This window comes from uncultured Amphritea sp. (genome assembly GCF_937127095.1).
Lineage (GTDB): Bacteria > Pseudomonadota > Gammaproteobacteria > Pseudomonadales > Balneatricaceae > Amphritea.
Window position 1 is genome coordinate 1 of the sequence record NZ_CAKZLP010000048.1, and the last position, 24,615, is coordinate 24,615.

General features: G+C 48.2%; 26 protein-coding genes and 1 pseudogene. 11 read left to right on the forward strand and 16 right to left on the reverse strand.

What is annotated here, in order from left to right:
• The 3 genes and pseudogenes from Q0499_RS10425 to Q0499_RS10435 form a co-directional block, all read left to right on the forward strand.
• A partial coding sequence (locus Q0499_RS10425) for a WG repeat-containing protein (RefSeq protein ID WP_299199047.1) occupies positions 1–288 on the forward strand: 288 nt, incomplete at its 5' end.
• A 70-nt stretch (positions 289–358) separates the two neighbouring features.
• Positions 359–805: pseudogene (locus tag Q0499_RS10430) on the forward strand (FMN-binding negative transcriptional regulator); the annotation flags it as partial.
• Complete coding sequence (locus tag Q0499_RS10435; protein WP_299199049.1) at positions 795–1,172, forward strand: DUF4105 domain-containing protein; 378 nt, start codon at positions 795–797, stop codon at positions 1,170–1,172. The pseudogene Q0499_RS10430 and the gene Q0499_RS10435, both read left to right, overlap by 11 nt.
• Before the next feature lie 176 nt (positions 1,173–1,348).
• Here Q0499_RS10435 and Q0499_RS10440 read toward each other — a convergent pair whose 3' ends face one another.
• From Q0499_RS10440 to Q0499_RS10450, 3 genes are all read right to left on the reverse strand, one after another.
• Entirely contained in the window at positions 1,349–2,965 is a 1,617-nt protein-coding gene (locus Q0499_RS10440; protein ID WP_299199051.1) for an acyl-CoA dehydrogenase family protein, read from the reverse strand.
• Between the two features lie 9 nt (positions 2,966–2,974).
• A complete protein-coding gene (locus Q0499_RS10445; RefSeq protein WP_299199053.1) occupies positions 2,975–3,742 on the reverse strand; it encodes a 3-hydroxyacyl-CoA dehydrogenase in 768 nt (255 codons plus the stop codon).
• Positions 3,743–3,861: 119 nt separating this feature from the next.
• Positions 3,862–4,623 (reverse strand): crotonase/enoyl-CoA hydratase family protein, encoded by a 762-nt coding sequence (locus Q0499_RS10450; protein ID WP_299199055.1) that lies wholly within the window; start codon positions 4,621–4,623, stop codon positions 3,862–3,864.
• A gap of 359 nt (positions 4,624–4,982) precedes the next feature.
• On the opposite strand from Q0499_RS10450, the gene Q0499_RS10455 reads away from it, so the two are divergent.
• The 4 genes from Q0499_RS10455 to Q0499_RS10470 all read left to right on the forward strand — a co-directional run bounded on the left by Q0499_RS10455 (position 4,983) and on the right by Q0499_RS10470 (position 8,817).
• Complete coding sequence (locus Q0499_RS10455) at positions 4,983–6,023, forward strand: TRAP transporter substrate-binding protein (RefSeq protein WP_299199058.1); 1,041 nt, start codon at positions 4,983–4,985, stop codon at positions 6,021–6,023.
• An 11-nt stretch (positions 6,024–6,034) separates the two neighbouring features.
• On the forward strand, positions 6,035–6,535 hold the full coding sequence (locus Q0499_RS10460) for a TRAP transporter small permease subunit (RefSeq protein ID WP_299199060.1): 501 nt from the start codon (positions 6,035–6,037) through the stop codon (positions 6,533–6,535).
• Complete coding sequence (locus Q0499_RS10465) at positions 6,532–7,851, forward strand: TRAP transporter large permease (protein WP_299199062.1); 1,320 nt, start codon at positions 6,532–6,534, stop codon at positions 7,849–7,851. The genes Q0499_RS10460 and Q0499_RS10465 overlap by 4 nt, the downstream gene beginning before the upstream one ends.
• Before the next feature lie 93 nt (positions 7,852–7,944).
• Positions 7,945–8,817: an amidohydrolase family protein gene (locus Q0499_RS10470; RefSeq protein ID WP_299199064.1), complete on the forward strand. Its 873-nt coding sequence runs from the start codon at positions 7,945–7,947 to the stop codon at positions 8,815–8,817.
• Between the two features lie 203 nt (positions 8,818–9,020).
• Here the strand turns inward: Q0499_RS10470 and Q0499_RS10475 are convergent, their stop codons facing one another.
• The 8 genes from Q0499_RS10475 to Q0499_RS10510 form a co-directional block, all read right to left on the reverse strand.
• On the reverse strand, positions 9,021–9,485 hold the full coding sequence (locus tag Q0499_RS10475) for a MarR family transcriptional regulator (RefSeq protein ID WP_299199067.1): 465 nt from the start codon (positions 9,483–9,485) through the stop codon (positions 9,021–9,023).
• Positions 9,486–9,661: 176 nt separating this feature from the next.
• Positions 9,662–9,880: a Nif11-like leader peptide family natural product precursor gene (locus tag Q0499_RS10480; protein WP_299199069.1), complete on the reverse strand. Its 219-nt coding sequence runs from the start codon at positions 9,878–9,880 to the stop codon at positions 9,662–9,664.
• Positions 9,881–10,251: 371 nt separating this feature from the next.
• The gene (locus Q0499_RS10485) at positions 10,252–10,773 is read right to left on the reverse strand and encodes a hypothetical protein (RefSeq protein ID WP_299199072.1); all 522 of its coding nucleotides are present in this window, start codon (positions 10,771–10,773) and stop codon (positions 10,252–10,254) included.
• Positions 10,774–10,951: 178 nt separating this feature from the next.
• Positions 10,952–11,242 (reverse strand): hypothetical protein, encoded by a 291-nt coding sequence (locus Q0499_RS10490; RefSeq protein WP_299199074.1) that lies wholly within the window; start codon positions 11,240–11,242, stop codon positions 10,952–10,954.
• Between the two features lie 562 nt (positions 11,243–11,804).
• On the reverse strand, positions 11,805–13,028 hold the full coding sequence (locus Q0499_RS10495; protein WP_299199076.1) for a multidrug effflux MFS transporter: 1,224 nt from the start codon (positions 13,026–13,028) through the stop codon (positions 11,805–11,807).
• Between the two features lie 191 nt (positions 13,029–13,219).
• Entirely contained in the window at positions 13,220–13,996 is a 777-nt protein-coding gene (locus Q0499_RS10500) for an amidohydrolase (RefSeq protein WP_299199078.1), read from the reverse strand.
• Entirely contained in the window at positions 13,984–15,132 is a 1,149-nt protein-coding gene (locus tag Q0499_RS10505; protein WP_299199079.1) for a pyridoxal phosphate-dependent aminotransferase, read from the reverse strand. The genes Q0499_RS10500 and Q0499_RS10505 overlap by 13 nt, the downstream gene beginning before the upstream one ends.
• Positions 15,133–15,230: 98 nt before the next feature.
• Positions 15,231–16,169, reverse strand: coding sequence for a nucleoside recognition domain-containing protein (locus Q0499_RS10510; RefSeq protein WP_299199081.1), 939 nt, complete (start codon positions 16,167–16,169; stop codon positions 15,231–15,233).
• 254 nt (positions 16,170–16,423) lie between these two features.
• Here Q0499_RS10510 and pbpG point away from each other — a divergent pair, with 254 nt between their 5' ends.
• Together pbpG and Q0499_RS10520 are read left to right on the forward strand one after the other, a co-directional pair.
• Complete coding sequence (pbpG, locus tag Q0499_RS10515) at positions 16,424–17,470, forward strand: D-alanyl-D-alanine endopeptidase (protein WP_299199084.1); 1,047 nt, start codon at positions 16,424–16,426, stop codon at positions 17,468–17,470.
• Positions 17,471–17,556: 86 nt separating this feature from the next.
• Positions 17,557–18,555, forward strand: coding sequence for a diguanylate cyclase (locus Q0499_RS10520; RefSeq protein ID WP_299199085.1), 999 nt, complete (start codon positions 17,557–17,559; stop codon positions 18,553–18,555).
• 72 nt (positions 18,556–18,627) lie between these two features.
• Here Q0499_RS10520 and Q0499_RS10525 read toward each other — a convergent pair whose 3' ends face one another.
• Positions 18,628–19,320, reverse strand: coding sequence for an aspartate/glutamate racemase family protein (locus tag Q0499_RS10525; RefSeq protein WP_299199086.1), 693 nt, complete (start codon positions 19,318–19,320; stop codon positions 18,628–18,630).
• A gap of 164 nt (positions 19,321–19,484) precedes the next feature.
• Here Q0499_RS10525 and Q0499_RS10530 point away from each other — a divergent pair, with 164 nt between their 5' ends.
• The gene (locus Q0499_RS10530) at positions 19,485–20,090 is read left to right on the forward strand and encodes a Yip1 family protein (RefSeq protein WP_299199087.1); all 606 of its coding nucleotides are present in this window, start codon (positions 19,485–19,487) and stop codon (positions 20,088–20,090) included.
• A gap of 89 nt (positions 20,091–20,179) precedes the next feature.
• Here the strand turns inward: Q0499_RS10530 and mtnK are convergent, their stop codons facing one another.
• Entirely contained in the window at positions 20,180–21,385 is a 1,206-nt protein-coding gene (gene mtnK, locus Q0499_RS10535; protein ID WP_299199088.1) for an S-methyl-5-thioribose kinase, read from the reverse strand.
• A 182-nt stretch (positions 21,386–21,567) separates the two neighbouring features.
• Here mtnK and mtnA point away from each other — a divergent pair, with 182 nt between their 5' ends.
• Entirely contained in the window at positions 21,568–22,587 is a 1,020-nt protein-coding gene (gene mtnA, locus Q0499_RS10540; RefSeq protein ID WP_299199089.1) for an S-methyl-5-thioribose-1-phosphate isomerase, read from the forward strand.
• A 66-nt stretch (positions 22,588–22,653) separates the two neighbouring features.
• On the opposite strand, the gene Q0499_RS10545 is transcribed toward mtnA, so the two are convergent.
• The 3 genes from Q0499_RS10545 to Q0499_RS10555 are packed head-to-tail and all read right to left on the reverse strand — an operon-like array spanning position 22,654 to position 24,570.
• Entirely contained in the window at positions 22,654–23,196 is a 543-nt protein-coding gene (locus Q0499_RS10545; RefSeq protein WP_299199090.1) for a cupin, read from the reverse strand.
• Between the two features lie 14 nt (positions 23,197–23,210).
• Positions 23,211–23,897, reverse strand: coding sequence for an acireductone synthase (gene mtnC / locus Q0499_RS10550; protein WP_299199092.1), 687 nt, complete (start codon positions 23,895–23,897; stop codon positions 23,211–23,213).
• 49 nt (positions 23,898–23,946) lie between these two features.
• The gene (locus tag Q0499_RS10555; protein WP_299199093.1) at positions 23,947–24,570 is read right to left on the reverse strand and encodes a methylthioribulose 1-phosphate dehydratase; all 624 of its coding nucleotides are present in this window, start codon (positions 24,568–24,570) and stop codon (positions 23,947–23,949) included.
• Positions 24,571–24,615 lie beyond the last annotated feature (45 nt).

Sequence of the window (24,615 nt, forward strand, 5' to 3'; positions counted from 1 at the left end):
GTTATTACTGTTAAATATGATGAAATTGGAGTGTTCAAAGAAGGATTGGCAAAAGTTGAACTAAATGGTAAATTCGGATTTATTGACAAAAATGGACAGGAGATTGTTGAATTAAAATATGATAATACTGAGGAATTTATAGAAGGACTGGCAGCTGTTTGCTTAAACAACATGTGGGGATTTATAGATAAAACTGGTAAGATGGTTATTCCAGCGGAATACGTTATTACTGCTGGTGGCTTATCATTGTTTAAAAAAGGTAATTTAAATAATGATAAATTGTGCTAAACATAATAAATTGATAAATTATTTATTTAAAGGCTTTCGCTTACGCGGAATTTAAACGAATAAAAAAAATCAAATAGCACAATTATTGAAAAATTCAATGTCTGTGTTAATTATTTTTAATGGACCCCAGCATTATATTTCATCTTCCTGGTATAAAGAAGAAGAAGTACCAACATGGAATTATATTGCAATACACTGCACAGGCAACTTTAGACAATTAGAAGGAAAAGAACTGCTGGACACCATAAAAAAAATGGTAGAGCATTACGAAACGAACCGACCACATCGATACCACATTTCTGATATGCCCGATGATATGTTAGAAGCTCATCTAGAAGGTCTTATTGGTTTTGAGATGAAAATAAAAAACATAGAAGCCAACTATAAACTCAGTCAAAATCGCAATGACAAAAATTATCAAAACATCATAACTGAGTTGTTACAATCTTCAGATCCATTAGAAGTTGAATTAGCACATGAAATGCAAAATCTCAGACCAAAATTATATGCCAAATAAAATTACATTTCTACTTATTATTTTGGGTTCGTTTTTGATGTCTCAAAATTCAGAAGCCCAATTATCAGAAGCTGGAGAAATTTCTGTTTTAACTTGCCGTCAAGGAGATGATGTTTATAATATGTTTGGACATACAACCATATGGATTAACGATCCTACTTTCCAAATCAACGAATTATATAACTATGGTAGTAATGAATTCAAACCTGGTTTTGCACAAAAATTTTTGAGAGGTAAGTTAAACTACAAATTGGGAAAGCAATCGTATAACAATTTTTTGAGAAATTACACCAATGAAAAGAGAAGTGTTATAGCTCAACAACTTAATCTGACACCAGAGCAAAAAATAATATTTATCGTGATTTAAGAGAAAACTATAAACCAGAAAACACTGAATATCCATTAATTAGCATTAGCAAAGTAGCTGGCGGGATTACATTATCTCAGTATATGAACGTGCCGCTTTAAACTGAAACTCAATAAGTTACGAATAATGCCAAACAATTACGGTGGTATAATTGTTTGGCATCAAAGAATTGACAATTATAGGTATTGTTCGATTAACAACTCTGCGATTTGTACACTATTTGTTGCCGCACCTTTACGAACATTATCGGCAACTACCCATAAATTAATTCCGCGAGGGTGTGAAATATCTTCTCGAATACGCCCAACATACACAACATCTGTTCCCGCCGCATCCGTTACCGCCGTCGGATAGCCACCGTCTTGATGGGAGTCAATCACAACAATACCATCAGTCTCTTCAAGCAATTGAGTCAGTGCTGCGCCCTTGTCCATTCGAATCTTACGGAACAGCAAGTCACTGCCTTGTACGCCCGTCGTCCCTTCGTAAATGGTTGTGATGCGAGCATCACGCATGTACTGTGCGACGCCCGTCTCTTCGACAAAGCCCATGCCACCAAATACCTGAATCGTTGTGCCGGCCATCAGGTTACCGCTCTCGGTAGAGAAGGCTTTAAAAATCGGTGTCATCAGCGCAACAAATCGCAGATGGGCTGCGCGATCTTCAGACTCAACTTCGGCCAGATCGAGACGGGCAGCGATCTGATAGCTCAGCGCACGTAACGCAGTCACCTGTGCGCGAAGCCCCATCAGCATCCGTTTAACATCAGGATGACGGGCGATCAGCACATTGGTTTCACCGGTTAGGGCATCGCGCCCCTGTGTACGCTCAAGGCTATATTCCAGCGCCCGCTGATAACCCATTTCGCCGATTGCCACACCCTGCTGACCGGTGCTCAGACGAGCTTCGTTCATCAAAATGAACATATACTCAAGACCCCGGTTCTCTTCGCCAACCAGTTCGCCGATAGCACCGCCATCATCACCGTAGCTGATGCTACAGGTGGGGCTGCCATGCAAGCCGGTTTTATGCTCAATCGAAACACAGTGAACATCGTTCAGCTCACCACACTGGCCAGCATCGTCCACTTTGTATTTTGGTACGATAAAGAGTGATACACCTTTACCGCCCGGGGGTGAGTCCGGCGTTTTCGCCAGTACCAGATGAACAATATTCTCGGTAAGATCATGCTCGCCATAGGTGATATAGATCTTCTGTCCGCTGATCAGATAGGTACCATCCGCCTGCCGTACAGCACGTGTGCGAATGTTGCCCAGATCAGACCCGGCACCCGGTTCCGTCAGGGACATGCAGGTTGCCCACTCACCGGTGACCAGCTTTTCCAGATAACGCTGCTTCAGACGATCATCTTTAGCCGCTAACAGAATCTCGGCTGCGCCCTGAGTCAGCGCCTGAAACATGACAAAACTCAGGTTAGCACTCAACCACATCTCATGCACAGCGGCCGCGATAAAGCGCGGTAGAGACTGCCCGCCGAACGCTTCCGGCAACGCCAGACCCAACCAGCCGTTGTCACAAAACTGCTGATACGCATCGATCCAGCCAGAAGGGGTGGTAACAACGCCGTCATTGAAATGACAGCCTTCAATATCACCGGACTGATTCAACGGGGAGAGAACCTGACCGGCGAACTTTGACGCTTCATCAAGCACGGCAGAAACCAGCTCAGGATCGAAATCGGCAAAATGTTCTATCTGACCAAACTGGCGACTGTCTGCTACATGGTTTAACAGAAAGCCCATATCTTTTAGAGGCGCTGAATAATGTGCCATGATCGTTACCTACTTCGCAGCCATCCGGATAGCACCATCCAAACGGATAACTTCACCGTTCAGCATGCAGTTTTCAATAATCTGTTGTACTAACTGTGCATATTCAGACGGCTCTCCCAGACGAGATGGGAATGGCACAGCCGCTCCCAGAGAGTCTTGCACCTCTTCCGGCAATACATCCATCATCGGCGTTTTGAAAATACCCGGCGCAATGGTCATGACACGAATACCAAAGCGAGCTAATTCACGTGCCAGCGGCAACGTCATCGCGCACATACCACCTTTAGATGCAGCATAGGCTGCCTGACCGATCTGACCATCAAATGCAGCGACTGACGCGGTATTGATAATCACACCACGCTCACCGGTTCCCTGAGCATCCTGTTCACTCATCACACTGGCTGCAAGACGGATCATATTGAACGTCCCCAGCAGGTTAACCTGCAGCGCACGGTTGAAGGTTTCCAGACGATGCACGCCATTTTTACCCAGCACCCGCTCAGCCCCCGGAATACCCGCGCAGTTAACCAAACCGTTGAGACAACCAAACTGAGTGACCGCCGTATCAATACAGTGTTGCGCTGATTGTTCATCGGTGATATCGGTTTTACAGAAAACCGCTTTCTCTGCCAGGGATGCAGCGACCACAGCGCCACGTTCTTCGTTGATATCAGCCAGTACAACCGATGCGCCCTGATCAACCAGACGACGTGCAACTGCTTCGCCAAGACCAGAACTAGCACCGGTAACGATAAAAACCTTTTGATTGATATCCATCTGAGTGTCCTCAATTTTTCTTTTATTCAGAAACGACTGATTATGTTCTTGTTGCTACGACCGGCTTTCTCTATTCAGAGATAAAAAGTGCACCTTACTTCAAGCCGGTAAACATCGGTTTACTTCTTTTTCCTGTTCAGGAACTGACCAATACGCTCCTGCACTTCAGGACTGGTCTGCGTCATACCGGCCAGCAGCGACTCAGTAAACAAGCCATCATCCATCGACATACTTTCTATGCGGGACAAACCACTGACCATGGCAAAGTTCGACAGTCGCGAATTTTGCGCAATCGACCTGGCCAGTTCAGTTGCTTTCTCAAGCGCACTACCCTTTTCAACACAATAATGGGCAAGACCCAGTCGCTCACCATCAACCGCATTGTAAGTTCGCCCGGTGAGCATCATATCCATCATCCGGCTGGCCCCAAGAATTCGGCCTACACGCACTGAAGCTCCGCCACCGACGAAGATACCGTGCCGCCCTTCAGGCAGACGGAAGTAGGTTGTTTCATCCGCAACACGCACATGGGCACTGGAGGCCAGCTCCAGACCACCACCAATCACCGCGCCATGCAATGCTGCAACCACCGGGATAGTCGAATTAGCGATACGACCAAATACCCGATGCCACATGCGGGAATGTTGAACAACACCGTATGGATCACGGGCAACATGCTCAGACAGATCGAGGCCTGAACAGAATTCAGGACCGTTGCCCGACAAAATAACGACGGCAACTTCCTCCGGCATGTTAGTAAAGACATCTTCTATCTCAAGCAGGAGCGCATCGTTAATCGCATTCTTTTTTTCAGGACGATTCAGTTGCAGATGGCCAATATCGGCCTCTACAGAAAATTTAATAAAATGGTATTCAGCCATTACACACCTCTGTTGCATACAGCGATAACTGCTGGTTTTCTTCCCAGCCTCAAAAATCATGCTTATGTTTATACGAAATATTGTTGTATTAATCAACAATATTGTTAATAAATAATTATCTTCGCCATCAAGGTCCGCGACTGACCTGGCTTAATCTATAATAAAAACAGATAGTTAAGTCTTACCCAACCGATATCAAACAAATCTATCAGCATAGAAAACTCTGGCTTACACAAATTCCTATAAGGCAGGCACTTATTTTATACCTACAATTGTTGCGAAACTAAACAGTTTATGCATAAATACAAATACCAGCTTGCTGGAATCCTACAACAATAAAGAATCCAAAGGATCTGAAAATGGGCATTAAATCCACCCTGAAGCACTCATTCGTTGCGTGTGCGCTGTTACTAGGCTCCGGTAGTGCTATCTCTGCCGAAGCGGAATATACGTTTAAGCTGCACCACTTCCTGCCACCACCTTCTATGGCGCATTCCAAGTTCCTGCAGCCCTGGGCAGACAAGGTAATGGCTGAATCAAACGGTCGCATCAAGATCGACCTCTATCCGGCGATGCAGCTAGGTGGAAAACCACCCGCTCTGTTTGATCAGGTACGCAAAGGGATCGTCGATATCTCCTGGACCGTTACCGGTTACACTCCGGGACGTTTTCCAAAATCAACCGTTTTTGAACTACCGTTCATTGCCACTGACGCTAAACCCATGAGCATGGCGATGCAGGAATATGCAGAAACAGAGATGTCTGATGAACTAAAAGATGTCCATCTGATAGCCATGCATGTACATGCACCGGGTTCACTGCACGCCCGTGAAAAACCGATTCATACCGCAGCAGACCTTGAGGGAATGAAACTGCGCGCCCCCAACAAAACCATGGCTGATGCGTTCACTAAACTGGGGGCTAACCCGGTATTCATGCCAGTACCACAGATGCCCAGCGCCCTGTCAAAAGGTGTACTGGACGTAGCGGTACTGCCTTACGAAGTAGTTAAGCCGTTGAAAATCCATCAACTGGTTAAACACCACACTGAAGTTCCGGGACTCTACGCTAATACCTTCATTTTCAGCATGAATAAAAAGGCCTACGACTCGCTACCGGCTGATCTGAAACAGGTCATCGATAACAACTCCGGTATTGAGCTGGCAGGTCATATCGGCACACTGTTCGATGAGTCAGAAGCGGTTGGCAGACAGGCGGCCGTTGAGCAGGGTAACGAGATCTATCAACTGCCGCCATCTGAAGTGGATATCTGGAAAGCTAAACTGTCCTTTGTGACTGAAGACTGGCTGAAAGATATGAAAGCAGACGGCTATGATTCACAGAAACTGCTGGATGAAGCCCACGCACTTATCGCCAAGTATCAAACGGCCAACAAGTAAAAGGCCCCGCTATGTATACTCTTCTTACTCAGACTAAGAGAGGAATCGAGTTTATCTCCCGTCAGCTGGCGCTGATGGGAGGTTTTATTATGATTCTGCTCGCCCTGATGACCGTCATCAGTATTATCGGAAGAAGCCTGTTTGGCATCACCGTTGAGGGTGATTATGAACTGGTTGAGATGGGACTGGCCATCTCGATCTTCCTGTTTCTCACAGAGTGTCAGATTAAAAAGGGACATGTGATTGTCGATTTCTTTACCATTAATCTGGCCAAGCGAAAAATCTACTTTCTCGATTCGCTGGGAAATCTGATTTTCACTATTATTGCTGCGACGTTAACCTGGCAGATGTATCTTGGCGGACTGGATTATCATGAGTATATGGAGCAATCGATGATTCTTGAGCTCCAGGTATGGGTAGCCTATATACCCGCCGTTTTTTGTCTGGCACTTCTCACCCTCTGCTGTTTCATTGATACCCTTCTGGGCTTCAGGGAGTACCTAAGATCATGAGCAATATCGAACTGGCCCTTTCTATGCTGGCGCTGCTGCTGGTTCTGATGTCCATCAGAATACCGATTGCAATTGCTATGCTGGGATGCGGTGCTCTGGGTTACACCCTTCTGGCGGGTTTTCCCACCACCCTTAATTATTTAAGTACCGTTCCCTACTCCAAATTCTCCACCTACGACCTGTCAGTGGTACCGCTGTTTCTACTAATGGGCGAACTGGCGACCCGCGCAGGGATAACCACCGAACTGTTCCGCACCTGTAACACTTGGGTCGGTCAGTTTAAAGGCGGGCTGGCTATGGCTGCGGTATCCGGTTGTGCAGCATTCGGGGCGATCTGCGGATCATCCCTGGCAACAGCGTCCACCATGGGCCAGGTTGCCCTGCCGGAGATGAAGAAAAATAATTATGCGGGCGGCCTTGCTGCGGGCTGTCTTGCCGCAGGCGGAACCCTGGGGATTTTGATTCCACCGTCAATGGTATTAATTATTTTTGCCGTACTGACTGAACAAAATATCTCCAAAATGTTCATCGCGGCCTTTGTACCGGGTATTCTCGCTGCCGGCGGCTACATTCTGGCCATTGCTATCTATGTACGGATCTTTCCTAAATCCGGTCCCAAGGGCGAAAAAACCACCTGGGGACAAAAGTTCAGATCCACCCGGGATGTCTGGCATATTACCCTGATCTTTCTGATTGTACTGGGTGGCATCTACCTCGGCTTCTTCACCCCAACAGAAGCGGCAGCGGTTGGTGTTATTCTCACCGGCATACTGGCACTGACCCATGTAAAGTTAACCTTTGGGCAGTTTAAAGACAGTATTATCAGAACCGCAGTCTCCAGTGCCATGATCTTTATGATCATTCTGGGTGCCGATCTTTTCAGCGTATTTATCGCTCTGACAAACCTGCCCAATCTCGGTGCTGAACTTTTATTGAATGCGGAGATGTCTCCCTATCTGATTCTTGCACTGATGCTGCTAAGCTACTTTATACTCGGTTGCTTTATGGACAGTCTGGCAATGATTCTGCTGACTATCCCGATCTACTTCCCGATCATTGTGGTGATGGATTTCGGTATGTCCGTAGAAGATACAGGCATCTGGTTTGGCATCCTTGCGCTGGTCGTTGTCGAAGTCGGGTTGATCACTCCGCCAGTAGGAATGAATGTATTTATCATTAACTCCTTTGATAAATCACTCTCGCTGAAAGAGAGTTTCAGAGGCGTTGTACCATTTATTATGTCGGATTTTGCGCGGGTTATTCTGCTGGTCTTGTTCCCGCCGATTACACTGGCGCTGGTACACCTGTTAAGTTAAACGAACTATAGGTAAAACCGGGATGCCGCCAGACGGCATAGATTTAAGCTAACCGCATCCCGGTTAAATTTTCACAAGAGATAGGGTGACACTATGAACATCGATGAGATCATCGCGATTGATTTCCACACACATGCTGAAGAGCCCTGCACCTGTGCGCGGGATGATGGTTATTATGAATTTCAGCAGGATTTTGCCAAATATTTTAAGAATCCTGCCGGCCATAACATGTTGCCGACGATTGAAGAAACCGCAGCCTACTATCGTGACCGGAAAATTGCCTGCGTGCTGTTTCCGGTAGATGCCGAACGCGAAACGGGATTTCGTCGTTATGAGAATGAAGAGGTGGCACAACTAGCCGCGGACAACAGCGACATTATTATCCCCTTTGCATCGATTGACCCGGCAAAAGGACGCATGGGCGCCCGCGAAGCGCGTCGCCTGGTGCGGAACTTCGGTGTTCGGGGCTTTAAGTTCCACCCCACCATGCAGGGTTTTTATCCCAATGACCGCTCGGCCTATGTACTCTATGAAGCGATCGCTGAAGAGGGTGCTATCGCATTGTTTCATACGGGTCAGACCGGCGTCGGCGCTGGCAGCCGCGGTGGTATGAATATGCGCCTGAAATATTCTAATCCGATGTATATTGATGATGTTGCCGCTGACTTTCCGGACATGCCCATTGTCATGGCCCACCCCTCCTTTCCCTGGCAGGAAGAAGCGCTCTCCGTGGCGACCCATAAACCGAACGTTTATATCGATATGTCAGGCTGGTCACCCAAATATTTTCCACAGATTCTGATTCAATATGCAAACTCAATCCTAAAGGACAAGATGCTGTTTGGTTCAGACTGGCCTGTGATCACACCAGACCGGTGGATGAAAGACTTTGAGGCGATCGGTATTAAAGATGAGGTAAGGCCAAAAATTCTTAAGGAAAATGCGGTCAAACTGTTAGGTCTGTAAACTGTGAATAGTGCTGCAAGCTCTACTAGTAAGCAATGCTAGTGAGCAGCACTAATCAATAAGCCCTGCACACGCTCCTGAGTTTCTGAGCGTTGTCAGGGCTATCTGCTGTAACTATGAAATGTTTTAAACATGACAGGCTTTAAGACTAAGTCACACGTCAGTGAGCCTAAGAATCAGCTCTCAATACTGAGTATCTAAGATTAAGCTTTAGCAGGCTTATGGGATGCAAAACGGTTCAGTATATCGATAATTAACTCCCGCTCGCCCTCTTTAAGCAGACTTAAGAAGCTTGTCTCATGACGCAGCACTTCTTCAACCAACTCTTTATAAAAAGTTTCCCCATGCTTTGTCAGAAACAGTGCATGTGAACGGCGGTCAGAAGCTGAGGGCTTGCGCTCAACAATATTCATACCCTCAAGGCGATCAACAACACTCACCATGGCAGAGCGGTCATTTCCCAGCGCGTTCGCAATCGCCGTCTGCGTTAAACCCGGATTTCGTTCAACGATAGATAGCACGCCGAATAAACCTGGCGTAATACCAAAGCGGGAGCAGTGTTCAGAAAAGTCACTGAATAGATTGACCTGCGCCCTCCTCAGTTTGTACCCCACAAGGGTATCCAGGATTCCGTAATCGATCTCTTCCGATGAATTTAGATTAGCCATTAAATTATTTACATTCTTAACAATTTTGATTACAGCAATTATATAGGATTATGCTGTTTAAACAAACCAATAGACTCTCTCAGAGAAACAGCCAGCTTGAGAAAGGTTAGAGTTAACCGAATTGACCGGATAATAAAAAGGCATGGCCAGCCATGCCCTTCTATTTAGTGCAGATTTCACACACGCAGCAGTGCTTTAGCCAGCCGCTCTGATAACTGATCCTCGGTAAACTGAGGTTCATTAGGTGGGTAAAGAGAGTCCTCATCAAACTCAAATCCATTGTCCCGCGCAAGAGAAAACATCTCTTTCATTTTGATACAGGCTTTCAATTGTTCCGCAAGTTGTGCGTCGGCTTTAGCTTTGGCTGAGAAGCCAGCGATTTGTTCAACAGACATAGTGCTTATCTCTCCGATAAATTTGTATGATGTTCAACAGTGTAATAGCAAGAATCGAGCCTGACCTATCCCTGGGCACTTTCAAGTAACCATATGAAATAAAATGACTTTATCTGAGAAATTATTTGTCAGAAAGATAACAACTCTGCTTGCTTTAGCAGATAACTGACATAACGCTGTAACACGGGTTGATAGCGAACCTGTTGCTTGCAATCTGGACAGCTGAATACTTTTTACGCGCTGCTGCCCTGACATATAGCGGCAAGGCAGCAGGCCTGATCAAATTATCGCGATGCTTTGTGCACATTGTACGAGATCATTCATCCACCTGGGTAAACCGATCTATCCATAGCGTTTGTTGATAAAATCCTTTACGCCGCAAGCGGATGATCGTGAAAAACATGGTGGTTCTCAATCAGTGCTTTGGGGCAATGTTTCCGTACCCGTTTATACACCTCAGGCAGTAATTCAACAGCGACATCCACCATCATCAGAATCTGTCCTGCGTTGATTGCATGCTGGTATTTTTCAAGATCAGAATTCGGTGTACTTTCGCCAATGACTTTACCGAGCAGCCCACCACACGTCGCACCTATGATGGTGATAACTAACAGGGAGAGCATGCCGAACTCAAAGCCAAAAAACAGTGACCCTTTGAGAGAAACCCCGAGTATCAACCCTATGACACCACCGGCAACAATACCCCAGTTAAAATCACTCTCCAACTCCGAGGTTTCCATATCAGTGGCTTCGTGCAGATGGGCTTTCTGCAGTAATTTGTGGTCTCTGGCTATAAGATGCATCACAGCATCGTCGATACCCAGTTGCCTTAACTCATCTACCACCGTTTTTGCATGCGCCAGATCCGGCGCCAGAAATATTAAACGTTTCACTTTATACCTCCTGACCGTAAAGGCCCTATTGATATATAAAGTATAGTTCAGCTATAAAATTATGAGATATTTCATGAATAGCATCCATTTTAAAAAATTAAGATTTAAGTAGAACCATCACCTAAATAAAAAACCCCGGAATATTTTCCGGGATTTTAATATCTGATTAGAGAACATATTATTTATAATTAACATCATCCCATTGCCAAAGAACATCTTTAGTCTTTGTTCTATTCTGAGCATTAATAGCCACCGGAGCGCGAGACCCTGCGACCTGCAAAGCAGATTCACTCCCCTGATGAGTCATAGCTACCGGAGAGTCAGACCCTGCGCCCTGCTCAGTAGATTCATGTATCAACTCACCACTCCCAACAGCACTGCGGGAATAATCATATATGCCTGCCTGAACCGACATTGAAAGCGTTAAAGCTGACATTAAAACGGCACTGGCTATTACTAATTTTTTCATTTTCTTGCCCTCATTAAATTCGAATACAGGACTAGAATATTTCAGCAACCTGAAATAACTCTGAAAATAATAAAATAGTTAAGAATATAATTATAATCAGTTGGAATTAAGGAATAACAAATTAAAACCCTGACATAAACAGGTATTTATCCGACTATTTATAATTGATAGCCGTGACATCAACCATCATCAAAATCTGCTATGCATCGATTGCATGCGAGTATTTTAAAGATCAGAGCTCGATCTACTCTCGGATGGTTTTACCGAGCCAACCGCCACCAGTCGCACTCATAGCGGTCATGACTAACAACGTCAGCGCGCCCAACCTAAAGCCAGTAAACAGTGACCCTTTAACAGTAATCCTTTGACAGTAATCCCGAGTATCAACCCTATTACGCCGCCAGAAACAATACCCCGGTTAAAATCCCTTTCTGCCTTCGAGGCTTCCAGATCCGTAGCTTCGTACAGATGCGCTTTGTGCAATAGTTTGTAGTCTCTGGCGATAGAAACAATCGGAATACTGACGCTAAGGTCTGTCTGCTAGCTGAAACTGTCGAGCAAACTAACTCTTAGCCGCTACCCTTTTACTTAGCCAGAGGCAGACCAGCAATCCAAGACTAATTAATACAAGAAAACCAACCACCAAAGGATAAACAGTCTGGTTATACAGGTGCCCGATAGACAGACTGGAGAATACACCCAACAGCATCGCAAGAGAACTGACCATGCCTGCGCCAATACCCGCTAAATGCCCCAGAGGCTCCATCGACAAAGCACTCAGGTTACCGAAAAGCACCCCCACAGCAAAAAATACTAAAAACAGGTAGCCAATTAAAGACCAGAGCGCAGGCTGGCCTGCATAAAAAACCGCCACGGGCAGATAGACCAGTGAAAGGATGAAAATACTTAAGAGTGCAGCGACTACAAGTTTCCAGGTGCCCATCAACCCGATTAACCGAACATTCAGAAGTGACGCCAAACCTATACTTCCTGCCAGAGCTCCATAATAGATAGGAAACATCTCACCCAAACCATAAAGGTTCTGCAACATCGGCTGTGATAGATTGAGGTAAACTAAAAAGGCCCCCTGTACCAATCCTGTTATCACCGTAAAACCCATCGCTATCGGATGAGATATTACCTCTTTAAACCCCTGCCACAGTTTGCTCAGTTTCAATGATCGTTTATTTTCCTCTGTCAGAGTCTCCTCTAGCCGTAATACGACCCAGCAACTCAGCATGAGCCCAACCGCCAATAGAGTAATAAATATCCAGCGCCATCCCGAAAAACTTAAAACCATTTGCCCCAGTGCAGGAGCCAGCATGGGTACCAGGATAAAAACGGTCATCACAAAAGACATTACCCGGGCCATCGCTTTACCAGAATAAAGGTCTCTTACAAGGGCCACAGCGACCACCCTGGGCCCAGCCAGTCCAAGCCCCTGAAGTAAGCGTCCCAGTAACATTTGGTCAAAGCTCTCAGCAACAATGGAGAGGATCGCTCCGATAGCAAAAATGAGAAGCCCAAATAAGATAGCGGGCTTTCGCCCAATAGAGTCTGACAGTGGGCCATAAAACAGCTGCCCTGATGCCATGCCAATAAAAAAAACCGAAACAATCAACTGGTTATCATTGGGATTGAGCACCTGAAGGTCACGACCGATCAACCCCAGAGCAGGCAACATCATATCGATAGACATCGCCGTTAGTGAGATCATCATCGCCACTAAGGCAACAAACTCGGTAAATGTGATCGCTTTTCCCTGAGACGCCCTGAGCTTTAGCAAACGGTCTTTCCTTCTTTTAAGAGAGCCTTACTGCCCGGCCAGACAGTGGCCAATATGATAACAGATCAACTGATTAACAACGGTGCGGATGAAACAAAAGCAGGCCGACGATGCCAAAGATGATGGGGTATATTCACCTAGCTTCGGGACGTTAATAGCCTGCCCCCCCGACAGCAAATAGGGTACAACGACTACTCAATAGAAAATGAATCAGCATCCATCCAGGCAGGGAATTTTTCTTTAAATTCGTTTAGATCCTCAGCAGAGAGTCTGAAACTTTCGCAGAAAGCCACCCCAGGCTCCTGATCGATCAGCAGATCGCCCTTGAAATCTACCAGCATACTATCGCCACTATAGGTATGGCCGTTAGCATCGCTGCCCACCCGGTTTACACCGGCGACGTAACACAGGTTTTCTATCGCCCGGGCCTGTAACAGCTTGCGCCACGGCTGGCGTCTGGGTGAGGGCCAGTTAGCCACATACAGTGCCAGATCATAATCATTACGGTTGCGGGAGAACACCGGAAAACGCAGGTCATAACAGACCTGTAGCAAAATCCGCCAGCCTTTGTAATCAACAATCACTCGCTTTTCACCCGGCTGGTAACGTTCATGCTCACCAGCCATGCGAAACAGGTGGCGTTTGTCATAGAATGTCTGGCTGCCATCCGCAAAGGTAAATATCATCCGGTTGACATAACCGTTACCCGCTTCGATAGCCAGACTGCCGGCAATCGCAATATCGCGCTGTACCGCCTGTTGCTGCAGCCACTGGCAGGTTTCGCCCCCCATCGGCTCGGCAGCAGTGCGGCTGTCCATGGTAAAACCAGTAGAAAACATCTCCGGTAGCAGCACCAGATCGGTGCCTGCGGAGTGCTCATCCATCAACTGTTCATACATCGCCCGGTTTTCAGCCGGACTCTGCCACTGCATATCCGGCTGAATCAGCGTTATTGTCAGATCCTGCATAATCTCTCCGCCGCCTCTCTCAACGTGTCATCACCTTTCGCAAAACAGAAACGCACTAAGCGTTGCTCCGGCGGCGATTCGTAAAACACCGATACCGGAATCGCAGCCACACCGACCTCGGTGGTCAACCAGCGGGCAAAGGTCAGGTCATCCATATCCGGCTGAATAGCCGAATAATCCATTAACTGAAAATAGGTGCCATTCGCCGGGGTAAAACGAAATCGGCTAGACGCCATCAACTGGCAGAAAAAATCCCGCTTCTGCCGGTAGAAATCGGGCAGCCCGAGATAGTGCTCAGGAAAATCATTAATAAAATCAGCCAGCGCGAGCTGTATCGGATGCACCGTACAGAAAGTCAGATACTGGTGCAGTTTGCGAAACTCGGTGGTCAGCGCCGCAGGGGCAACACAGTAGCCGACCTTCCAGCCGGTGGTATGGTAGGTCTTGCCAAACGAGGATACGACAAACGCCCGTTCCGCCAGAGCCGGTCTGCACAGCAAACTCTGATGTGGACCATTAAAGCAGATGTGCTCGTATACCTCATCGCTGAGCAGCAGAATGCCACTGTCTTTGACCAGTACTTCAAGTTGATCCAGATCCGCAGCCGTTAGCACCGATCCGGTTGGATTATGCGGGCTGTTCAATATAATCATGCGGGTCTTTGAATTGATCGCCGCCTTAACCTGAGACCAGTCAATGGCGAAATCCGGCGCATGCAGCGCCAGATGCACAGCCCGCCCACCATTCAGCTCAATGGCGGGTTCATAGCTGTCATAGGCCGGATCAAAAATAATCACTTCATCCCCCGGACACACCACGGCACCGATAGCTGCAAACAGAGCCTCGGTAGCACCGGAGGTGACTGTCACCTCAGTATCCGCACTCACCTGGCAGCCGTAGAGTTTTTCTACTTTTACGGCGATTGCATTACGCAACGCCAACACCCCGGCCATCGGGGCATACTGATTAAGCCCGTTTTCAAGGTAATAGGTTACCCGATCTAACAATGCCAGCGGTCCGTCGAAATCGGGAAAACCCTGGGACAGATTAATCGCCCCATGTTCTGCCGCCAGCTGCGACATCTCAGTAAAAATTGTGGTGCCAACTTTAGGTAATTTAGTCGGTGGGTATTGCATGAATATACTTGTCCTTTCCCGGATTGCTGCCAATTACAGCATAATGGGTCAACTCTATGTCCGCTCAGGCAAAGGGTCAAGCTGAACCCTCCACCGCGTCAGAATATAATCAGGTGCAGTATGCCGCGAACCACTGTACCGACGATAGCGCCCAACACAGCAGCCCTGGCAACTGAAGAAACTCGCCTGCCCGCGGCCATTAAGATAGCCACCCCGGCGACATCAAAAGGATTAATGATGAAGCCTGCAATCCTGTTCAGATCGGTCGAGGTCATCGCTCCCTGATTCAACAGATCAATGGTGACCCCCATCATCGCCGTTCCACCGGCAATAAACTTGGTCACAATCGGCAAAACAGTCGATTCAGGCAGATCAACCAGAGCCAACACCGGAGCGAGCACAGTGGTCAGCAGCTCAATCGAGCCGGTCAGTTTCAGTAAATTAACAAAGCAGAGCGCCAGAATTAACAGCGGTATTGAGGCAAAGACAATTTTAACCCCTTCCTGACCACCATCCGACAGAATCTGAATCACATTTTTCTTTTCATGCAGCTCGGGTGCCCGATGCTCAGTGTGGCTGTAGTCGTCATCCAGGGCCGGGTCACGAGCAAACAGATAGTAGGTTGCCGCCGCCGCGATCAGACCACCAATCAATGAGGTAATCATAATCACCGGCACATCCAGCCCAACCACCGCCATCGGAAAGACGACATTCGCCTGCGACATGGTTAGCACTACGGCCAGGGTCGATGCAATTGCCCGCCGGGCGGTGCCATCACGGTCCATAATCGCCAGGGTCGCAACCGGTGCATTAAAGCTGACAAACATAATCTGTAACATCGCAAAAATACCCAGCCCTGGCACCCCAAACAGCTTCACCAGCGGCGAAAGTTTGTTTGATATCCAGCCAAGCACGCCCTTACTTTCCAGTAGTTTCATCAGCGCCAGCATCACCACCATCACCGGCAGCAACACATACAACGCCATATCCATAGCCGTTCGGCCAGAATCAAGAATCAGTGTAATGATCTGTTCCATTAAAGTGTTACTCGCTCCACAGATAGCGCTGTCAAAATTAAAGTGTTGGAACTTTATGCTAAAGTCATTGCTCTATAGTGCATCTTTTTCCAACAGGCCCAACCGGATGATGCTCGTCATAAAAACATAAAATGAGTAGCTAAACCAACGATTAAAACTACTGTTTATGTTAAGGTTCCCACTTATACGGCTATGTTTACAGGGACTTCATGCCAATCAACTGTTTAGTAGCATTATAATATTACGGCTCTGTTGTGAAAAAAATCTCAGCAATACATCTGTGCATCCATCAAAACGTTAGATTAAAAATAGCGAAACAGTTGGTTGATCGCCTGAAAAAGACATTCTGTTTCCTGATCGTTATTGCTTTCTCATCGCTCCACTCTCTATCGGCCTCGGCCCAACCTACTTTGGCCATTAATAATGCCGGAGCCGTTTCCAGTGCGACCCAACGATTACTCAGCCTTGACCCGAAAAAAATAGAATTAGCCTCTGTGAGTGCCGCCGTTGTCGATAGCAGAACCGGTGCTCCTCTGTATAAAAAACATGCAGAACTGGTGATGCCAATCGCGTCTATTACCAAGCTGATGACCGCGATGGTGACACTGGATGCAAAACTCCCTCTGTCAGAGAAGATAGGTTTCACCGAAGCGCAAAAAGAAGCAAATCATAATTACTACACTCGCATCCGGATCGGCTCTGAACTGCCCCGCAAAGATGTTATCCGCATCGCGCTGATGTCTTCTGAAAACATGGCTGCTTCGGCACTGGGAGATACCTACCCTGGCGGCATTAAGGCATTTGTTAAAGCGATGAATCGCAAAGCCCGTCAGCTGGGCATGGTGCACAGCCACTTTGTCGACCCCAGTGGTCTGTCAGAAAAGAACGTCTCTACCGCTTCCGATCTGGCAATCATGGTGCGTGCTGCGGCGTCCTACCCGGAAATATCTGAATACAGTAAAACCCGAAGTTACACCGCCCGCTTCAGTAATCCGGGTTATTCACTTCGATATGGCAACACTAATGTGCTGGTTCACCGGGATAGCTGGGAGATCGATCTGACAAAAACCGGCTACCTCAACGAAGCGGGTCGTTGTCTGGTCATGATGACTAATATTAAGGGTCGGGACACCGTCATGGTGATGCTCAACTCATATGGCAAACGCACACCTATTGGTGACGCGGGTCGGATTAAACGCTGGCTCACGACCGGCAAAAGCGGCAAAATCAGTAGCTCTGCCAAACATTATCAGCGTCAGGTATTGCAACAGCTCATGCCGGAACAACTGGCACTGCATTGATATCTGCCCGGTGAATAACGCTGCTAAGCAGGGCCCGTTAATATTGAGCAACAGAATACTGCATGAGCGGACCGGAGATTAACCTAGTGATCGAAAATCTACTTGAAAGCTTACATCATGATGATTTCGAAGTGCTTGCTGCCGACATCAAGCAGTCACTGGAAGCGCACCGGGACTGGATGCAAAGAATCACTACCGCTCTGGTTACCCGACAACCCATGAGTGAAGAGCAGTTTATCGCTGCGGATGCCCACCTGCACTGCAAGTTTGGCCGCTGGCTGACAAAAATCTTTGAGGATGAACTGTTTCAACAGGGCTCTTTCCTGAAAATTGAGCAATATCATAAGCAGTTACATGACTCTGCACGTGCTGTTATCCATCAGCTGAATCACAACGGTGACCTCAACATAGAAGCATTTGAGAACTTTATGCGACTGCAAAAAGAGTTCTTCGATATGGTGATGATGCTGTTTGAGTTTTCCGTATTAAATAAACAGCAGTTTGATCCCACTACCCGACTGATCAACCGACGCTCGGTTGATTCTGTGCTGGCCAATGAATATAGCCGGATGCAGCGAGCCGAGGATTACCACTGCTGCGTCGCCATGGCCGATATCGATCATTTTAAAGAGGTGAATGATCGCTGGGGGCATGATGTGGGGGATCTTCTCCTGAGTCACACCGCCAAAATATTCAACGACGCCATTCGCCGTCATGACACGGTCTCACGTTATGGTGGGGAAGAGTTTCTGTTTATCTTTCCGGATATGTCATTACAGCAGGCAGGACCGGTTGTTGACCGTATCCGCAAACAGCTGGCAGACGCCAGTATTACCCACCAGGGCAACCAGCACCGTGTCAGCGCTTCTTTTGGCGTTACCCAGCTGTGTCGTTACTGTGACATAAAAGGCTCGATTAAACGTGCTGATATCGCCATGTACGCCGCGAAAGAAAACGGCAGAAACTGTACGGTTAGCGTCGATAGCCAGTCAGTGATCGGGCAGACCTCTTATGAACATCTCAATAACGAGATCACCGAGCTGATGCGCCAACACTGTAAGCTGGTGTCACAAATAACCGCCTAACGCTTTGCTGCCGGTTAATACTTTCACCGAGAACAGTGCTAATCAGAGCAGTTCTAATCAGGACAGAGCTCATTATATCAGTGCTAAGTTTACCGCTGCCGCCGCATGAATAGCCGTCGTATCATACACAGGCACTGAGGTGTCTGACTGACTTACCAGCAGCGAAATCTCTGTACAACCAAGAATCACCGCCTGTGCCCCCTGTGATGACAATTGGGTGATGATCTTCAAATACTCCTGGCGTGAATCGTCATTGACCCGGCCCTGACAGAGTTCATCATAAATGATTCGATGCACGATCGACTGATCAGTCTCATCCGGCACTAAAACCCGGATACCATGATGCGCTGCCAAGCGCCCTTTATAAAAATCCTGCTCCATCGTAAAACGGGTGCCTAACAGGCCAACCGTGTCTATACCATCCGCCTTTAACCGCTCAGCCGTGGCATCGGCGATGTGCAGCAGCGGAATAGACACCGCCGCGGCTACCTGATCCGCGACTTTATGCATAGTATTGGTGCCAATCATAAAGAAATCAGCGCCTGCAGCTTCTACCGCCCGCGCCGCATGTTCAAGTATCACACCTGCCTGGTGCCAGTCACCCTGTTGCTGCAGAGTCTCAATCTCAGCAAAATCAACGCTGAACAGCGCTATTTTAGCGGAGTGTAAGCCACCTAACTGCGCCTTGATGCCGCTGTTGATTGCCCTGTAATAACTGACGGTTGACTCCCAGCTCATGCCGCCCAACAGACCGATTGTTTTCACTGTGACTCTCCTTAAATGCTGTTTTACAGAGGATATATAAATAGTGCAGTACTTCACCAGATACAGTTTTAGTCAGGTGCAGCAGTACAGATTAATGATATTGATCTACCCTTAATCCAGATGCGTAACAGATTCACACCCCCACAAACCAGCAGGTGATTATCATGACAATAAAATCGATGTCTGAAATTTTCTACCACCCCAGTCTGGCGATGAAGCACTTACGGGATGAGAAACTCAGAGGCACGTCGGAGGTACTCTTCATTCTGGCGGTGCTGGCATTAATACCGGCAGTATCACTGTTTATCGGCACCACGCAGATTGGCTGGAGCCTCACCCCCGGCGGTGATGTCGTCAAGCTGAGCCTGATCAGCGCACTGAACTCCTCCATCGCATTCTATCTGGCGACCTGTTTCGCACTGCTTGTGATGGGGTTCGCGATGCACTGGATGGAAAAAACCTATGGTGGCCATGCATCACTGGAACGCTGCATGAATCTGACACTCTATACCGCCACGCCCCTGCTGTTGGCAGGATTTGCCGGACTCTATCCGATGCTGTGGTTCTGTGTTGCAGTGGGTATGGTTGCTCTGACCTATAGCACCTGGCTGCTATTTACCGGTGTACCGATCATTATGAAGATACCTGAAGAACGCGGCTTTCTGTTCTGTATCTCCATTCTGACAGCAGGAGTGGTGATACTGGTGGGCCTTAGATCCGCCACCGTATTTCTCTGGAGCACCACAACACCGCTGATCTATCTGCCTTGATAACCAGAGCTAGCCGATACAAATCCTTTAATAAAAAAGCCTGCATACCTGAAGATCAGGGCAGGCTTTATATTCATCACAGATAGCCGTTAACGGCAGTACAATTCGCCGAGTACCCTGTCGATAACCTGATCAATACTGTCCAACGCGGCACGCTCTTTGATCAGTATCTGTCCCAGCTTAAGGGCCAGACGTTCAGAGTCGGCACGACGTTCAGCATCCTCAATCGACTCAATATCCATTACGTGGGCCAGACCAATCGTGCGTCGGATAACTTCCGTGCCCGCATACCCCAGACTGTCCGCCAGCAACTCTGCGATATACCAGTCTGCATACTCGCTCAGCTGCAGGCTCGGATCCCGGGTTTCCGCCAGCATATGCTCACGGAAACGCTGTTCAAAGGTATGCCACAAGGTTTTGATACCCACCAGCAACCATTGCTGATAGTCACTGCGTTCAGCTTTATCCCCTGACAGGTTTGCCTGGCCGGCAATATTAAGCAGATAGTTACCGATAATCGAGCCGATATCGAAACCTGCCGGGCCAACATAGGCAAACTCAGGGTCGATAATTTTAGTGCCGCTGACATTGGCAAATACCGATCCGGAGTGAAGATCACCATGTAACAACGCCTCAGACTGATTAAGGAACTTCACCTTCAAGCGCGCCACTTCCAGCTTCAGAGCACTATCCTGCCAGAGTTGTTCAGCATCGGAACGAATCAACGTATTAATACTGTTACGTTCATGATCACAATACGGGTCCCAGAAGAACAACTCTTCGGAAATTTTGCACAGATCCGGATTGATAAAACCTTTAACCAGCTCTTTTTTCTCATAGGTATTCAGATAGAGATCCGACGTATAAAACAGCGTATCCGCCAGAAAACGGCCCAGATGCTCCGCCAGCAATGGCAGCTTTATACGTTGCACCATAGCGATACGCAGATTTTCAAAGGCTCCAATATCTTCCATCACAATGGCACATTGCTCAGCATCGTAACGGTACACTTCAGGTACCAGATCGGGGCAATGTTTCGCCTCCAGCTGCAACGCTTCAGCCTCTATCCGCACCCGGTCCTGAGACAGCGGCCAGCCCTCTCCGATAATCCGTACATAGGGCAACGCCTGCTTGATAATCAGGCTGTTGGTCGCACCCGACACCCGGTAGACAAAATTAATATTACCGTCGCCGATCTCCTCCACCTGTAGTGGCTCATCAGCGGCAAACAGGTCGCTGTGGTGGCGGGCAAAATCGATCACATCGGTATCTGAAGAAAATTTTCTGAAGCTCATTGTTATTCTAAGTTCCAAAGCAGATAAAAAGAGTGAAACCAAAGAGAGTCGTTAAATAATACGTCACTCTGAGTCAATTGGCTGCATTGTGGCAAATCAGCCCGCCCCTGCCTACCCCTTTTCTGACTGCGCAGTTCCTGATAACTTAGGCGACCTTAAAAAGTCTTCCTATTGGAGCCACCATGAAAGATCTGATCGCAACCAGTATTAAATATCAACAGGGGGCTCTCTACATACTGGATCAGCATCAGCTGCCTCACCAGGAGCAGTGGCTACTCTGTGACAGCGGAGATACGATGATCGCGATGATTAAAAAGTTGCAGATTCGTGGTGCGCCCCTGATAGGAATTGGTGCCAGTCTGCTGCTGGCCCATCTGGCAGAACAGGGACTGGATGCGGCTGAGCTTAAAATTCAGGCAGAGCGTCTGCGAGCAGCCCGGCCAACCGCGGTCAACCTGATGAACTGCATCGACCGGATGCTGGCGACACTAACCAGCACCGGTCCGACAGGATTAAGCCGCTGTGCTGAACAACTGTTCGAAGAGGATGTGGACCTATGCAACCGCATGGCGGCCTATGGGGCTGCATTGATCCCCGACGGTGCCAATATTCTCACACATTGCAACACCGGAAGCCTGGCGACAGCCGGTGTGGGAACGGCTATCGGCGTTATCGGCGCGGTTAAGCAGCAGGGCAAGCAACTGCATGTGTGGGTGGACGAAACCCGTCCTCTGCTTCAGGGAGGCCGTCTGACCGCCTGGGAGATGAACCGTCTGGGCGTTCCCCACACACTGATTTGCGATAATATGGCGGCCACGCTGATGGCTCAGGGCAAAGTTGATGTGGTGCTGGTCGGATCTGACCGGATCGCGGCTAACGGTGATTTTGCCAATAAAGTCGGCACCTACTCACTGGCCGTCATCGCCCACTATCATCAGGTCCCCTTCTACGTGGTTGCCCCCTACACTACGGTTGATCCGGAATGTCCTGATGGCAAAGCGATACCGATAGAACAGCGCAGTCCGGCTGAAGTACAGGGCGTCAGTGGCAGCTTTGGTGAGGTTAACTGGGCTCCGGATAATACCCAGGTTTATAACCCTGCATTTGATGTGACACCAGCCGAACTGGTCACCGGCTGGATTCTCGATACCGGCGTTTATAGTCCTGAGCAGATCGCCGCTGGCGCATTGACGTCCCTTTGATCAGCGAATGTCTGAACAGGGCTTAGCCTGAATAGCTGAGCCCTTGCAGATATTAGCCTTCAAACCTCACCCTTCAAAAGTAGGAAACTGGTCCGCAATCGGATTACCGGTATAGTTGGCTACCCAGCCTTCCGGGTTATTAAACAGGCGGATCGCGGTGAAGTCCGGCTCCGGCCCCATATCAAACCAGTGGGTGGTGTTTGCGGGCACAGAGATTAGATCATCTTTGCAGCAAAGAACCTTATATACTTTGCCCGCCACATGCAGATAGAACATCCCCGCACCACGAACAAAAAAGCGGACTTCGTCTTCACTGTGGGTGTGTTCACTAAGGAACTTCTGTCGCAGCTCATCTTTAGCCGGGTTATCACTGGCCAGGCTGATCGTATCAACGGTGACATAACCCTGCTCATCTTTCAGACGCTGAATTTCATCGGCGTAAGCAGCGAGGATATCCGCAGCACTGCTGCTGGCATCGATCGCCTGTCCCGCTTCCCAGCGTTCAAACTGAACACCGATTTCAGCCAGCTTAGCACCGATCTCAGCACCTTCTGTGCTGGAAAAAATCGGCTGGGCATTAGCATCAGGGTATATTGTTAATTCACTCACAGCTCAGTCCTCTGTTAAATATTCGTCAGCGCTATCTGCTGAAAACTCTGCACCACCGGGTGGGTACTCTCCGTGGGGGTTTGATCCCGCGCTAAAAGAGTCGTCGCCATCCCCGCCTCCCGAGCCGCATCCAGTTCCTCTTCGATATCCGACAGAAACAGAATTTCAGCAACGGGCAGACCGATCTCGGCGGTAATTTTACGGTAAGCAGTTGCCTCACGCTTATGGCCCACATTGGTGTCATAGTAACCGCTGAACAACGGCGTCAGATCGCCAAAATCACTATAGCCAAACAGCAGTTTCTGCGCTTTTACCGAACCGGATGAAAATACATACAGTTTCAGTCCCTGCTGTTGCCACCTTTGCAGATATTCATAGGCATCGTTATACAAGTGACCGGTAAAATCCTGCTGTTCATAACCGTCAACCCAGATCAGTCCCTGTAGGCTTTTCAATGCAGTCACTTTTTTATCCTGCTCTATCCAGCCAAGAAATGCATTGATGAGCGTTTCCAGATCTGCCTCAGGCTGACCCAGTTCAACCCGGGCATCGGCCAGCACAGACTGTACAGCGGCATCATCTGAATGGCTGCGCAAAAAGCCGGGCAGATGATCATAGGCATAGGGAAACAACACCTTATGGACAAAGTTGATATCCGTGGTGGTGCCTTCAATATCGGTCAGAATCGCTTTAATCGTCATGAGTTACCCTTCATATACTTTTATTAAGTACTTTTATTAAGCACTTTTATTAGGCACGCAGACGGCGCATCTCCAGCTCGCAGGCAAACAGAAACTCCAGTCCCTCCAGGTGGCGACGGGCTTCATTCACATCGTGGCCCCAGGCGTACAGACCATGACCGCGTACCAGAAACCCCCAGTTCAGGGATGTTTTTTGCCAGCGTAACGCCAACTGCTCGGCCAGCGCCGGCATATCCTGTGTATTATCAAACACAGCCAGCTGTATGGCAGGCTCATGGCTCTGATTTCCAGCCAGCGATTTTTGCATCTCATAACCGGAAAGCCTCAGCCAGTCGCTCGTCTCCAGCCGTGATAACACGGTAGAGGCAACAGAATGAGTATGCAGCACCGCACCGACACCTGAATCAAGCTGATATAACCGGGTGTGCAGCAGCGTTTCGGCAGACGGTTTAAGTTTGCTTTCAAGCGGATTCCCATCAAGATCCACAGTTAACAGATCATCATCTGTCAACCGCCCTTTGTGCCGCCCTGAAGCGGTCACCAGGGCCTGGTCGTCGGACAACCTGGCAGAAAAATTGCCACCGGTCGCCGGACACCAGCCCTGAGCGTCGATCCAACGGCCAGCATCGATGAGTGCTGCAGAGAGAACAGCTGAAGGAATAGGTGTTCGCATGAATCAATATCCACTCTTAAAATTGCAGGCTAGTGTACTCGATTT

Bases quoted from the DNA above. Each gene is read 5' to 3' on its own strand.
- Q0499_RS10475 (WP_299199067.1), bottom strand. From the start codon at position 9,485: ATGGCTAATCTAAATTCATCGGAAGAGATCGATTACGGAATCCTGGAT.
- Q0499_RS10505 (WP_299199079.1), bottom strand. From the start codon at position 15,132: ATGCAATACCCACCGACTAAATTACCTAAAGTTGGCACCACAATTTTT.
- Q0499_RS10450 (WP_299199055.1), bottom strand. From the start codon at position 4,623: ATGGCTGAATACCATTTTATTAAATTTTCTGTAGAGGCCGATATTGGC.
- Q0499_RS10470 (WP_299199064.1), top strand. From the start codon at position 7,945: ATGAACATCGATGAGATCATCGCGATTGATTTCCACACACATGCTGAA.
- mtnK (WP_299199088.1), bottom strand. From the start codon at position 21,385: ATGAGCTTCAGAAAATTTTCTTCAGATACCGATGTGATCGATTTTGCC.
- Q0499_RS10465 (WP_299199062.1), top strand. From the start codon at position 6,532: ATGAGCAATATCGAACTGGCCCTTTCTATGCTGGCGCTGCTGCTGGTT.
- mtnA (WP_299199089.1), top strand. From the start codon at position 21,568: ATGAAAGATCTGATCGCAACCAGTATTAAATATCAACAGGGGGCTCTC.
- Q0499_RS10490 (WP_299199074.1), bottom strand. From the start codon at position 11,242: ATGAAAAAATTAGTAATAGCCAGTGCCGTTTTAATGTCAGCTTTAACG.
- mtnC (WP_299199092.1), bottom strand. From the start codon at position 23,897: ATGACGATTAAAGCGATTCTGACCGATATTGAAGGCACCACCACGGAT.
- Q0499_RS10480 (WP_299199069.1), bottom strand. From the start codon at position 9,880: ATGTCTGTTGAACAAATCGCTGGCTTCTCAGCCAAAGCTAAAGCCGAC.
- Q0499_RS10555 (WP_299199093.1), bottom strand. From the start codon at position 24,570: ATGCGAACACCTATTCCTTCAGCTGTTCTCTCTGCAGCACTCATCGAT.
- Q0499_RS10460 (WP_299199060.1), top strand. From the start codon at position 6,035: ATGTATACTCTTCTTACTCAGACTAAGAGAGGAATCGAGTTTATCTCC.
- Q0499_RS10500 (WP_299199078.1), bottom strand. From the start codon at position 13,996: ATGCAGGATCTGACAATAACGCTGATTCAGCCGGATATGCAGTGGCAG.
- Q0499_RS10455 (WP_299199058.1), top strand. From the start codon at position 4,983: ATGGGCATTAAATCCACCCTGAAGCACTCATTCGTTGCGTGTGCGCTG.
- Q0499_RS10445 (WP_299199053.1), bottom strand. From the start codon at position 3,742: ATGGATATCAATCAAAAGGTTTTTATCGTTACCGGTGCTAGTTCTGGT.
- Q0499_RS10510 (WP_299199081.1), bottom strand. From the start codon at position 16,169: ATGGAACAGATCATTACACTGATTCTTGATTCTGGCCGAACGGCTATG.
- Q0499_RS10435 (WP_299199049.1), top strand. From the start codon at position 795: ATGCCAAATAAAATTACATTTCTACTTATTATTTTGGGTTCGTTTTTG.
- Q0499_RS10530 (WP_299199087.1), top strand. From the start codon at position 19,485: ATGACAATAAAATCGATGTCTGAAATTTTCTACCACCCCAGTCTGGCG.
- Q0499_RS10440 (WP_299199051.1), bottom strand. From the start codon at position 2,965: ATGGCACATTATTCAGCGCCTCTAAAAGATATGGGCTTTCTGTTAAAC.